At 66.1% G+C, this 12617-nt stretch carries 11 protein-coding genes; 5 read left to right on the top strand and 6 right to left on the bottom strand.

What is annotated here, in order from left to right:
• Positions 1 to 51: 51 nt before the first annotated feature.
• Positions 52 to 1404 carry a serine hydrolase domain-containing protein gene (locus ACFWPX_RS32930; RefSeq protein ID WP_378932008.1) on the top strand — a complete coding sequence of 451 codons (1353 nt, stop codon included), beginning with the start codon at positions 52 to 54 and terminating at the stop codon, positions 1402 to 1404.
• Positions 1405 to 1458: 54 nt separating this feature from the next.
• Here ACFWPX_RS32930 and ACFWPX_RS32925 read toward each other — a convergent pair whose 3' ends face one another.
• The 3 genes from ACFWPX_RS32925 to ACFWPX_RS32915 form a co-directional block, all read right to left on the bottom strand.
• Positions 1459 to 2493, bottom strand: coding sequence for an aspartate-semialdehyde dehydrogenase (locus ACFWPX_RS32925; protein ID WP_378918626.1), 1035 nt, complete (start codon positions 2491 to 2493; stop codon positions 1459 to 1461).
• A 3-nt stretch (positions 2494 to 2496) separates the two neighbouring features.
• Positions 2497 to 3762 (bottom strand): aspartate kinase, encoded by a 1266-nt coding sequence (locus ACFWPX_RS32920; protein ID WP_378918628.1) that lies wholly within the window; start codon positions 3760 to 3762, stop codon positions 2497 to 2499.
• 135 nt (positions 3763 to 3897) lie between these two features.
• Positions 3898 to 4470 (bottom strand): dihydrofolate reductase family protein, encoded by a 573-nt coding sequence (locus ACFWPX_RS32915; protein ID WP_378932005.1) that lies wholly within the window; start codon positions 4468 to 4470, stop codon positions 3898 to 3900.
• A 71-nt stretch (positions 4471 to 4541) separates the two neighbouring features.
• Between ACFWPX_RS32915 and ACFWPX_RS32910 the strand changes: the two genes are divergently transcribed.
• The 3 genes from ACFWPX_RS32910 (at position 4542) to ACFWPX_RS32900 (ending at position 6951) form a co-directional block, all read left to right on the top strand.
• The gene (locus tag ACFWPX_RS32910) at positions 4542 to 5114 is read left to right on the top strand and encodes a TetR/AcrR family transcriptional regulator (protein ID WP_378932003.1); all 573 of its coding nucleotides are present in this window, start codon (positions 4542 to 4544) and stop codon (positions 5112 to 5114) included.
• A 98-nt stretch (positions 5115 to 5212) separates the two neighbouring features.
• Positions 5213 to 5671, top strand: a complete 459-nt coding sequence (locus ACFWPX_RS32905) for an SRPBCC family protein (RefSeq protein ID WP_378918633.1) — start codon at positions 5213 to 5215, stop codon at positions 5669 to 5671.
• Between the two features lie 77 nt (positions 5672 to 5748).
• A complete protein-coding gene (locus ACFWPX_RS32900; RefSeq protein WP_378932001.1) occupies positions 5749 to 6951 on the top strand; it encodes a low temperature requirement protein A in 1203 nt (400 codons plus the stop codon).
• On the opposite strand, the gene ACFWPX_RS32895 is transcribed toward ACFWPX_RS32900, so the two are convergent.
• From ACFWPX_RS32895 to ACFWPX_RS32885, 3 genes are all read right to left on the bottom strand, one after another.
• On the bottom strand, positions 6938 to 7771 hold the full coding sequence (locus ACFWPX_RS32895; protein ID WP_378931999.1) for an ion transporter: 834 nt from the start codon (positions 7769 to 7771) through the stop codon (positions 6938 to 6940). The two genes, ACFWPX_RS32900 and ACFWPX_RS32895, sit on opposite strands and share 14 nt — an antisense overlap.
• A gap of 114 nt (positions 7772 to 7885) precedes the next feature.
• Entirely contained in the window at positions 7886 to 9496 is a 1611-nt protein-coding gene (locus tag ACFWPX_RS32890) for a GMC oxidoreductase (RefSeq protein ID WP_378931997.1), read from the bottom strand.
• Between the two features lie 118 nt (positions 9497 to 9614).
• The gene (locus ACFWPX_RS32885) at positions 9615 to 10382 is read right to left on the bottom strand and encodes a sulfite exporter TauE/SafE family protein (protein WP_378918640.1); all 768 of its coding nucleotides are present in this window, start codon (positions 10380 to 10382) and stop codon (positions 9615 to 9617) included.
• Between the two features lie 297 nt (positions 10383 to 10679).
• Between ACFWPX_RS32885 and leuA the strand changes: the two genes are divergently transcribed.
• Positions 10680 to 12476, top strand: a complete 1797-nt coding sequence (gene leuA / locus ACFWPX_RS32880; RefSeq protein WP_378931995.1) for a 2-isopropylmalate synthase — start codon at positions 10680 to 10682, stop codon at positions 12474 to 12476.
• Positions 12477 to 12617 lie beyond the last annotated feature (141 nt).

Here is a 12617-nt window from a genome sequence, read left to right as displayed (position 1 = left end):
GCGGCCACGCTATACGGGTTACGGTGCGTGTCGGGGGCTACTCTCGCCCACATGCGGCACATCACGGGCGTTTTCGCAGGAACGATCGCTGCGGTGCTGGCCTCGGCGAGCTTGTTCGCCGTTCCGGCCCACGCTGCGCCGAGTACGACCTGCGAGGTGACATCCGGTCGCGAATTGGAACGAGCCGAACCCGAACAGGTCGGGCTGGATTCGGCGAAACTCGAAGCGGCACTGCAGTTCGCCGCCACGCGTAACCGGCTCAATGTCCAGATCTTCCGGCACAACTGCCTCGTCGGTGAAGGGCTGCGCAACGACGAGACCGGCAATACGCCGTGGAACATCTGGAGCGTCACCAAATCGGTGGTGTCGATGCTGGCCGGAATCGCCTCCGACGAAGGCAAAATCGACATCGCCGCGCCCATCGACCGCTATCTGCCGCCCGGTCTCGGCGACGCGGTGCACCGCTCGATCACCGTCGAGAACCTGCTCACCGAAACCTCAGGTATGAAGGTGGGTGTGCTTTCGGAGGGCATCACCGCGGTGATCCCTATCGACCCGCACTCGGCGGTGCAAGCGCTGTCGGTGGAGTTGACCAACCCGCCCGGCACCACGTTCAGCTACAGCCAGCGCAATGTGGACCTGCTGTCGTATGTGATCGAGCTGGCCGTCGGCGAACCGCTCCAGCAGTTCGCGCAGCGGGAATTGTTCGACCCACTCGGCATCCCGCGCACCGACTACTACTGGGCGAGTGACCGATCCGGCCACACCTACGGCTACGCCCACCTCATGCTGCCGCCCAACGACCTGGCCAAGATCGGGCTGCTCGTCTCCAATGACGGCCGCTGGGGCGCCGAACGGGTGATATCGGCCGACTATCTGCGCAAAGCCCGCACACCGTCGAAGGCGAACAGCTGCTACGGCTACCTGTTCTGGCTCGGGGCCAACTGCGGCGAATCCCCCGAATTCCTGGCCGACGACACGTATTTCATGTCCGGGCTCGGCCTGCAGAACGTGTTCTTCCTGCCCAGCCTCGACATGACGGTGATGTGGACCGGCCCCTTCGGCAACCAGACCGCCCACGGCCCGAGCGGCGTCCTCGCGCACGCCGAAGAACTGCCCCACGAATTCTTCCGCCGCCTGTTCGCCGCCATCACCGACACGCGGGTCCCGATCGCCGAACCCTACGTAGAGCCTCCACTCCAATTCGACGCGGGCAAGCTCATCGACGCCAACATCCTGCTTGCCGTCTTCGGCATCGGCCCCGGCGCCTACCCCGGCTGCACCGTCTTCGACTGCCTCAACCAGCCCCTTGCCCCGCCGTTCGCCAGCATCCCACCCGGCTGCGCCATCCTCGCCTGCGTAGGCAACGACCCACGCACCCCTGGCATCCGCCCGATCGGCTGAGGACAGCAGAAAGGCCGGGCCATCGTGATCGATGACCCGGCCTTCCTGCGAGAATCAGCGGTTTTCGAGCAGCACTTCCGCGATCTGAATCGTGTTGAGCGCGGCGCCCTTTCGCAGGTTGTCACCCGAGATGAACAGTGCGAGACCACGGCCGCTCGGCACGCCCGGATCCTGGCGGATGCGGCCGACGAGGGAGTCGTCCTGGCCCGCGGCGGCCAGCGGGGTCGGCACGTCGACCAGGCGCACGCCCGGCGCCTTGGCCAGCAGTTCCTTGGCCTGCAGCACCGAAAGCGGTTCGGCGAATTCGGCGTTGATCGACAGCGAGTGCCCGGTGAAGACCGGAACCCGCACGCAAGTGCCGCTCACCAGCAGATCGGGCAGCCCGAGGATCTTGCGACTCTCGTTGCGCAGCTTCTGATCCTCGTCGGTCTCGAAGGAACCGTCATCGACCAGGGCACCGGCCAGCGGGATCACGTTGAAGGCGATCGGCGCGACGTAGTTGTTCGGCGCGGGGAACTCAGCGGCCGAACCGTCGTGCACCAGCTTCTCCGCGTCGGCGGACACCGCGCGGATCTGCGAGGCGAGCTCCTCCACGCCGGACAGCCCGCTACCCGAAACAGCCTGGTAGCTCGAAACGATCAGTCGCTGCAGCCCGGCCACGTCGTGCAGCGGCTTGAGCACCGGCATCGCGGCCATGGTGGTGCAGTTCGGGTTCGCGATGATGCCCTTGGGCAGGTTGCGGGTGGCCTCGGGGTTGACCTCCGACACCACCAGCGGCACATCGGGGTCCTTGCGCCAGGCCGAGGAGTTGTCGATCACGGTCACACCGGCCGCGGCGAAACGCGGGGCCTGCACACGCGACATGGTGGCACCGGCCGAGAACAGCGCGATGTCGAGGCCGGCGGGATCGGCGGTCTCGGTGTCCTCGACAACGATCTCGCCGCCACGCCAGGGCAGCGTCTTGCCCGCGGACCGAGCGGAGGCGAAGAACCGCACCTCGTCGGCCGGGAAGTTGCGCTCTTCGAGCAGCTTGCGCATGACGGTGCCGACCTGACCGGTCGCACCGACAACACCTACACGTACACCCATTGCTTAACGCCCCGTTCCGCCGTGGACGACAGCGGCCTCGTCGCCGCCGAGATCGAATGCCCTGTGCAACACCTGTACCGCTTCATCGAGTTCGGTATCGCGCACCAGCACCGAGATCCGGATCTCCGAGGTGGAGATCAGGTCGATGTTCACGCCCGCGTCGGCCAGCGCTTCACAGAAGGTGGCGGTGACGCCCGGGTGCGACTTCATTCCGGCGCCGACCAGCGACACCTTGCCGATGTGGTCGTCGGAGAGGATCTCGGCGAAGCCGATCTCGTCCTGGCGCGCGGTGAGCATCTGCACCGCGCGGACCAGATCGGTCTTGGGGCAGGTGAAGGTGATGTCGGTCTTGCCCGTGTCGACCTTGGAGATGTTCTGCAGCACCATGTCGATGTTGATCTCGGCGTCGGCCACCGCGCGGAACACCTTGGCCGCGTAGCCCGGCTCGTCCGGTAGGGCGACGACGGTCACCTTGGCTTCGCTGCGGTCGTGCGCGACGCCGGTCAGGATTGCCTGCTCCACGGGAATGTCCTCCATCGATCCGAAAACAGTGGTGCCGATCTTGTCGGTGTAGGACGACCGAACATGAACGGGAACGTTGTAGCGGCGCGCGTATTCCACGCAGCGCAGCATGAGCACCTTCGAGCCGCAGGCCGCCATCTCGAGCATCTCCTCGTAGGAGATCTTGTCGAGCTTCTGGGCGTCGGGCACGATGCGCGGGTCGGCGGAGAAGATGCCGTCGACGTCGGTGTAGATCTCGCAGACATCGGCTTTCAGCGCCGCGGCCAACGCGACGGCGGTGGTGTCGGAACCGCCGCGGCCCAGTGTGGTGACGTCTTTGCTGTCCTGGCTCACGCCCTGGAAGCCCGCCACCAGCACGATCTGACCCTCGGCGAGTGCCTCTTGCAGGCGGCCAGGGGTCACGTCGATGATCTTGGCGTTGCCGTGCGCGCCGGTGGTGATCACGCCGGCCTGCGAACCGGTGAACGAGCGAGCCTCGGCGCCGAGAGTATGAATAGCCATGGCCACCAAGGCATTGGAGATGCGCTCGCCCGAGGTGAGCAGCATGTCCATCTCGCGAGCAGGCGGCGCCGGGGCCACCTGCTCCGCGAGATCGAGCAATTCATCGGTCGTGTCACCCATGGCCGAGCACACGACAACTACGTCGTGCCCCTGCTTCTTGGTCTCCACGATCCGTTCAGCGACGCGCCGGATCCGCTCGGCGGTGGCCACCGAGGATCCTCCGTACTTCTGAACTACGAGAGCCACAGCAGGTCCTTCACGATCGAGTGTCAGGTTGGTATCAGCGACCAAGAGTACCGGCCCAGGTCCACCGGTTTTGCTGCTACCTACCCTGCCTGTGGAAAACGACACAGGCTTGTCACCTGTGGATAACCACGGGATTCACGCTCGATCGAACCAGGTGACCTGCGTGCCGTTGTCGAATTCCTTACGCCGCACCGGAGCGAACTGTGTCGGTTTGAAGACGCCGGTGAAGACCGGGACGCCGTCACCCGCGACGATCGGATAGCTCTTGATGATCATCTGGTCGATCTCGTCGAGCAGTTGCCCGGCCAGCTTCCCGCCGCCACACAGCCAGATGTCGCCACCTTCGCGCTGCTTGAGCTCGCGCACCAGCTCGAGGGGATCACCGGAGACGATCTCGACCCCGGGATGATCGGCCTGGTCGAGCGTGGACGAGATGACGTACTGCTTCAGGTGCGAGAACGGGCTCTCGACGTGCTCATCCGGCAGCACGTAGGTGCCGCGCCCCATCAGCACGGTGTCCCAGTGCTCGGCAGGCAGGTCGGGGTCCATGCCGAAGTGCCCACGCAGGTGGGTCGGGATGGCGTCGGGAAACTCGGCCGTCATCCACTCCACATAGTTCTGCGGTGTCGGATAGAAGTCGACCTCGCCGCCGGGACCTGCGATGTAGCCGTCGAGGGAGACGCCGATGTAGTAGACAAGCTTTCGCATGGTTACCGCCTCAGTTGTTGTACTCTGATTGAAGTGGTTTCAACGTAGTACTACAGATGGAGTGGTGTCAAGTGCGTACCAACCCCGAACGACGACAAGCCCTGCTCGACGCGGCCATCGAGGTGCTCGCCGATGAAGGCGCCCGTGGCCTCACCTTCCGCGCCGTGGACAAACAGGCGGCCGTCCCCGCGGGCACGGCATCGAACTACTTCGCCAATCGCGACGAGCTACTGACCCAGGCGGGCATCCGCTTCTACGAGGTGGTGCAGCCGAGCGAGGAGACGATGGCCCTGGTCAGCGATGGCCCCAAAACCATCGAGAACATCACCGCACTGATGAAAGAGGTGGTCGGGCGCATCGAATCGCATCGCAAGGCCTATCTCGCGCTGCTGGAACTCCGCCTCGAGGCCACCCGGCGCCCCGAACTCCGCGAGGTGCTCACCGAACGCGTCCGCGCCGACATCGATTTCAACGTGCGCAACCATCTGGCATCCGGGCTGCCGGGCGACGCGGAGTCGGTACTACTGCTCTATCTGGCGCTCAACTGGCTCATTGTCGAACACCTCACACTGCCCGGAATCTTCACCGAGGAACAGAGCATGGCGTTGATCGAAAAAGCCGTAGAGCGTGTGATATGCAGCTGACCCGGTCATATGTCCAGACCATAGACGTGTTGACGATCACTAGTACGACTGTGCACAATCGGGCGCGAAAGCTGCGGGGGTTCGGAGGATAGACACAGATGCGCTCGAAGATCGACATCCGATTCACCGTTGACGCCGAGATCGACCAAGTGATGGACGCACTACTGGCCGTTGACCTGATGTCGGAGTGGTCGACCTCGCTCAGTGATGTCCGGGTCGGCCCGCGTGATGCCGACGGCAGGCCACGCCGGGTCTTCGCCACCGCTCACTTCATGGGCAACTCCGACGCCCAGGTGCTCGAATACACCTGGGAGCAATACCGGTCGTCGTGGCGGGTCGTCGACAGCAGCCGCGGATCCAAGGGCGGCGGCTGGATCGAGCTGCTCGACACTCCAGAGGGCACCGAGGTCGACTACCACGTGGAGCTCTCGCTCCCCTTACCCATTCCGGGCATCCTGTTCAACCGCTCGCTGCGCAAGCTGCACGAGGAGACGGTCGCGAACTTCATCGACTTCGCCGAGCGGTACCCCGAGGTCGGGGGCTTCGCGGCCGGCTAGTTGCGCCGTCGGCGAAACCATCGCGTCGTCGATTTCCTGTCCGCGCGAATCGCGGCCAGGGGTGCGACGATTGGCGCATGATCGGAAATCGACGGGCCCGGTTCCAGCCCGTCACCGCAGAGAACTCGGTGACCCAGCTCGAACTCTTCTTCGACCTGGTGATCGTCTTCGCATTCACGATGGTCACGGCGCTGGCCGCCGAGGCGACTACCGCGGCGAACATGCTGCGGGCGACGCTGGTCCTGGCCCTGATGTGGTGGCTGTGGATCGCGTACTCCTGGCTGGGCAATGTGGTGCGGGCCGACGAGGGCATCACCCGGGTCGCGATGTTCGTCGCGATGGGCGGCGCGTTCCTGGCCGCGCTCACCATTCCCGAGGCCTTCACCGATCTACCCGGTGGCTGGTCCGGTCCGCTGGTCTTCGCGGTGGCCTACCTGATCGTGCGACTGGTGCACGTCACGGTGTTCTGGACGATCAGCGCCGGGGATTCGCAGCTGCGCAAGCAGTTGCTGCGCTGGGCGCTCGGCTCGATCACCGTCGGCACCACGCTGCTGGTCGTCGCCGCGATGACGACAGGTCTCGCCCAGATCCTGCTGTGGCTCGCCGCGATCGTCGGCGACATGCTGTGGACCTGGGCGGCGGGCACCGACTGGCGGCTCAACTCGGCCAAGCACTACGCCGAACGCTACGGACTCATCATCATCGTGGCGCTCGGCGAATCCATCGTCTCGATCGGCATCGGGGTGGCCGGCTTGCCCATCTCCTGGCCGATCGCACTCGGTTCCATGCTGGGCCTGGCCATCTCTGGCCTGCTGTGGTGGTTGTACTTCGACGTCGCCGCGATCTCGATCGAGCACGCCTTCGCCCATGCCAAGGACGCGCGGCAGATCAAGATCGCCCAGAACACCTACATGTACGGGCATTTCCCGATGATCGTCGGCATCATCGGTCTCTCGCTCGGGTTGAAGAAGGTGCTGTACTACGTCGGCGACTCGTCGCATCACACGCTCACCGACCCGCTGTACGGCATCCCGCTCGGCGCGCTCTACGGCGGTCCGGCGCTGTTCCTGATCGGCATCACGTTCGCGAAGTACTATGCGACCAAGTCACTGTCGGCCGAGCGCCTCGTGGTCGCCGCGTTGCTGTTCGGGCTCATCCCGTTCGCCGCGCATCTGCCCGCGCTCGCCTCACTCACCCTGCTGTGCGCGCTGCTGGCCGCGCTGGTGATCTTCGAGACCCTGCGATTCGCCGAGCCGCGCGACCAGATCAGACACGCTTGATCTGACCGAGGTGGTGGCGCACGCCGTGCTCGGCGGGCGTCGCCCCACGGTGCGACGGCGGAACCCGCACCCCGGCGCGCACGGCGTCGTTGATCTGGTCGAGGTTCTCCCGCAACATGTCTGCGACGAGTTCGTCGGTGCGCGGGTCGTCGAGCAGCTGGCGCAGCATGCGGTAGACCGTGTCGGCGACGAGCCGGATGATGTCGTCGTGGAACGGGACGTAGCGCAGTTTGCCGGTCTGCGGGTCGTTCTTGATCAGGTCCATGATCAGCTGGTCGACCTCGGCGTGGTTCTCCTCGAGCGCGGCGGCGATGTTCTGGGTGTAGTGGCCCGCGCGCAGGACTTTGGAGACCTCGTCGAGGATCGCGATCGTCATCGGGCGCTTGATGACGTCGACGATCGTGCCGACGAACCGGTTGACGACCGACGCGGTGACCCGCTCCCCCAGCGCCCGATCGGCGACCCGGCCGAGCCGGATCACGATCACCACGATCCGCAGCAGCCGGAAACTGCGGAACAGTGGGCTGGTCACCGGGATCATGCCGAGGATCTCGTACCAGTAGATGAACGGGTACGACCACGGCCAGCCCGCGCGCCGCCAGCGCCACAGGAACTCGACGAGGAAGATCGCGCAGATCGACGTGTCGACGATGACGATCGCGTGATAGGTCGGTTCGCTGACGTCGAAGAAGGTGATCCACACGACCAGCACCACCGAGATGATCGCGAGGATCAGCATGAAGATGTCGGTGCGCAGCGTGGGCGTTTTAGAACGTACGTCCGGCAGGGCCTCGACCCGTTCGATCCCCGGTGAAGCCACTGTTGCTCCTGATCATCTGGCGGTCGGCGCCGCGTAGGTCGGCCTTGAGTTGCCCACGCTAATTGGTTGACCGGTGCCGCGAGGGGTAGTTGCGGACGCCGGGCGGCGGCGTGTTCAGCCCCGCAGGATGGCCTCGATATTGCGTTCAGCCAGCGCGGTGATGGTCAGGGACGGGTTGACTGTTGCGGTGCTGCCGGGGATCGCGGCACCGTCCATCACGTAGAGACCGGGGTGTCCGTGGACGCGGCCGAAGGCGTCGGTGGCCCTGCCGAGGACCGCGCCACCGAGCGGATGCGCGGTGAACTGGGCGTTGGCGTCGTAGCCGAGCGCGCCGTATTCGGCGACCGCGCCCGCGCGTTCGGCGATCCGGTGGTCGACCGCGCGGGCCGCGGCGGCGACCGCGTGCTGGGTGGCCGCCGACCAGTTCAGGCCGACGCCGCCCGTCGCGGCGTGATAGCCGAAGCGGGCGCGGGTCGGGTCGAGGACCATGCCGAGCGAGGCCAGCGCGCCGGTCTCGAACGGAATGCCGGGGATGTACCAGTTCTCCAGGGTGAGGGGCACGCTGGATTCGTCGTAGATCCGGCTCGCGCTCGGCACACCTTGGCCGTGGCCCGCGATGGCGCTCGCGCCGCGGGCCAGCACTACGTCACCGTTGGTGCCGAAACCGTCACCGATGTGCTCGTTGAGGTTGGGCAGCGTCCCGGTGGCCTGGGCCCGGACCAGCAGTTCCGAGGTGCCGATCGAGCCTGCGCCGAGGAACAGCTTGTCGCAGGTCAGGTTGCGGGTGCTCAGCACCTGACCGCTCGGTGCCAGCTTCGACACAGCGACCACGAACTTGCCACTCGCCTCCTGGGCGATGGCGTCGACGCGGTGGCCGGGGAAGACCTGCGACTTGCCGGTCTCGCGCGCATAGCGCAGGTAGTTCTGGTTGAGATCGAACTTGGCGCCGTTGGAGTTGCCGAGGTTCGAGCGGGCCGAGGTGGCCGAGACACGGGAGCTGCCCGCGAGCTCGCTGCGCAGCACGTTCCAGGTGAAGATCGAATCGTTGGGCAGCGGCTGGTAACCGGCCGCGCGCACCTGGTCGTCCCAGGCGCGCGAGTGCGCGAACGGCGAGGAGTTGTAGATGTCGGCGGGCATCGTGTCCAGCCGCAGCATCTGGCGCACCCGCGGGTAGTAGACGCGTTCCAGCTCGCCGTAGTCGACCACACCACCGAAGACCTGGTCGAAGAGCTTGCGTTCCGGCGCGACCATCGCCCCGGTGAAGATCACCGATCCGCCACCGACCGCGGCGGCCCGCCACACATCGATACCGGAGTACTCGGTCACATCCAGCACCCCGCCGAACGCGCCGAAACTCACCGGCACCTTGGTGACGCCGGTGAAGCTGGTGCGATGCCAGAACCCGCGGCCGTCGGGCAGATCGTCGCCGGTGAAGATCTCCCGCCACGGATCGTTGGGCCAGTGCGAACCGCGCTCGAGCACGGTATTGGCGATTCCGGCCTCGGCCAGGCGCAGCGCGGTCACGGCAGCGCCGAAGCCGGATCCGATCACGATGGCGGGCGAGTGCGCGGGCGCGTCGGGAATCGGGGCGAAGATCTCCGGCACCCAGGACCGGAACATCGCCTCGCGCGGATCCGCCGAAGCGGGCGCGCCTGTCAGCGTCGTTCCCACGGCACCGGCAACAGCCGCCAGTCCCGCCGCCTTGAAGAAGGCACGTCTGTGCACCAGGCCACCTCCCTCATCACGCATGGCCGACGCGAAGAATACCCCGCAAACACGCAAATCGCCCGGTGGTACCCACATTTGTCCCAAGTCACGACGGCGCGAGCGGCCCGGCTGGAACTCAGCTGGTGAGCAGGCGTACCACCGCGATCGTTCCGACCACCACGATCACCCCGCGCAGCACATTCGGTGGCAACTTCCGACCCACTTTCGCGCCGAGCTGCCCGCCGATGATCGAACCGACCGCGATCAGCGCCACCGCCTGCCAATCCACCTCGGCGACCACGATGAAGATCACCGCCGACACCGCGTTCACGATCAGCGCCAGCACGTTCTTCACGCCGTTGAGCCGCTGAATGTCCTCGTGCACGAAGACCCCGAGCAAACCGATCAGCAGCACTCCCTGCGCCGCCCCGAAATACCCGCCGTAGATGCCGGTGGCGAACACCGCGACCAGCAGGATCGGGCCACCGTGCTCCGGCGCGGCCGATTCACCGCCCTCGCGGCGCTGTTTCACCCACGCGGCCAGTCGTGGCTGCACGACAACGAGGATCAGCGCCACGATGATGAGGACCGGGACGATCGCCTTGAACGCCTCTTCCGGCATCGTCAGCAGCAGGATCGCGCCGGTGATGCCGCCGAGCAGCGACGCGGTGCCCAATTGCAGCAGTCGCGACCGCTGTCCCCGCAGTTCGCGCCGGTACCCGATTACCCCGCTCACCGAGCCGGGGACGAGCCCGATCGTGTTCGACACATTCGCCGTCACCGGTGGCAACCCGAACGCGAGCAGCGCGGGAAAGGTGATCAGCGTGCCCGATCCGACGATCGTATTGATGCCACCCGCCGCGATACCCGCGGCGAAGATGGCCACCTGTTGTAACCAAGTCATTCGAATTCCTTTGGTACGTCTCGTCGGACGCGCAGGTCCGTACAAGCGTGCGTTATGGGGGAAACCGTACTGGTCAACTGGTGAGTGAATGGCAGCGGACTTGATTCACCGAATTGGTCCGGGTCGCTGACAAGCGAGGGTGGGCACGCGGTAAGCTCGGAGGATCATGCTGCAGCGGGCTCTTCTTCTCGGCCGCCGCGACGGGTCCTGATACGGACCGGCTCCCGTCGCGGGGTTCCAACGCGCCGGTCGACCCGCTCCCATCAGGGAATCCATCACACCCACGGAGAAACTTGCATGTCCTCGGCTGACGCATTCGTATCCGCTTCGCGCACCATTTCGGCCCCCGGCAAACCCGCACCGGCCGACCAGCCCGCCTGGAACACCCAGAAGAACTCCTCGATGCCGTCGTTCCGGTATCGGCCCTTCGCCGAAGAGGTCGAGCCGATCACGGTGCCCGACCGCACCTGGCCGGACAAGATCATCGATCGCGCGCCCGCGTGGTGCGCCGTCGACCTGCGTGACGGCAACCAGGCCCTCATCGACCCGATGAGCCCGGCCCGCAAGCGCCGCATGTTCGACCTGCTGGTGCGGATGGGCTACAAGGAGATCGAGGTCGGGTTCCCGGCCGCGAGCCAGACCGATTTCGATTTCGTCCGCGAGATCATCGAAGACGGCGCGGTCCCCGCCGACGTCACCATCCAGGTCCTCACCCAGTGCCGCGCCGAGCTGATCGAGCGCACTTTCGAGGCCTGCGCCGGCGCACCGAACGTGATCGTGCACTTCTACAACTCCACCTCGATCCTGCAGCGTCGTGTGGTCTTCCGCGCCGAGCGCGACGCGGTGAAGAAGATCGCCACCGATGCCGCGAAGCTGTGCCTGGAGATCGAGAAGCGCTACCCCGACACCGAGTGGCGCTACGAGTACAGCCCGGAGTCCTACACCGGCACCGAGCTGGACTACGCCCGTGAGGTCTGCGACGCGGTCTCCGAGATCATCGCGCCGACTCCCGAGAAGCCGCTGATCCTCAACCTGCCCGCGACCGTCGAGATGGCCACGCCGAACGTGTACGCCGACTCGATCGAGTGGATGCACCGCAATCTGGCCCGTCGCGATTCGATCGTGCTGTCGCTGCACCCGCACAACGACCGTGGCACCGCCGTCGCGGCCGCCGAACTGGGCTACCAGGCCGGCGCCGATCGCATCGAGGGCTGCCTGTTCGGCAACGGTGAACGCACCGGCAACGTCTGCCTGGTGACGCTGGGCATGAACATGTTCTCGCGCGGCATCGACCCGCAGATCAACTTCTCCGATATCGACGAGGTCCGTCGCACGGTGGAGTACTGCAACCAGCTGGCCGTCGCGGAACGTCACCCCTACGGCGGCGATCTGGTCTACACCGCGTTCTCCGGCAGCCACCAGGACGCCATCAACAAGGGCCTCGACGCGATGAAGGCCACCGCCGACGCGCAGGGCGCCGACGTGTCCGACATCGTCTGGGAGGTCCCGTACCTGCCGATCGACCCGAAGGATGTCGGCCGCACCTACGAGGCCGTGATCCGGGTGAACTCGCAGTCCGGCAAGGGCGGCGTGGCCTACATCATGAAGACCGATCACGGGCTGGTGCTGCCGCGTCGCCTGCAGATCGAGTTCTCGCAGGCCATCCAGGCGATCACCGACGGTGAGGGCGGCGAGGTGACGCCCAAGGAGATGTGGGACGTCTTCGCCACCGAGTACCTGAACCCGATCCTGCCGCTCGAGCGGATCAAGCAGAAGGTCACCGCCGCCGAGACCGACGGTGGTGTGGACTCGATCGTGGCGACCGTGAAGGTCGAGGGCGCCGAGCAGGAGATCAGCGGTTCCGGCAACGGCCCGCTGGCCGCGTTCGTCGACGCGATCGCGACCGTCGGCTTCGATGTGCGGGTGCTCGATTACAGCGAGCACGCCATGTCCGCCGGTGACGACGCGCAGGCCGCTGCCTACGTCGAGGTCGCGATCGGGGAGAAGGTCGTGTGGGGTGTCGGCATCGCCACCTCGATCACCACCGCTTCGCTGCGCGCGGTCGTCTCGGCAGTGAACCGCGCCGCTCAGTAGGTTGCTTCCAGGTGTGGGGGGGGGCCGCCAAAAACCAACCCCCCCCCACCCCCCCCCCCAGATACGCCCAGAGCCCCCACCCCCCCCCCCCCCCCCCCCCCCCACGGGGGCGGGGGGTGTTAAAAAAAAACCACACCACCC

The sequence above is a fragment of the Nocardia sp. NPDC058518 genome (assembly GCF_042719655.1).
GTDB lineage: Bacteria > Actinomycetota > Actinomycetes > Mycobacteriales > Mycobacteriaceae > Nocardia.
The sequence above is the reverse complement of the archived record's forward strand: the minus strand, read 5'-3'. Positions and strand labels throughout refer to the sequence as shown.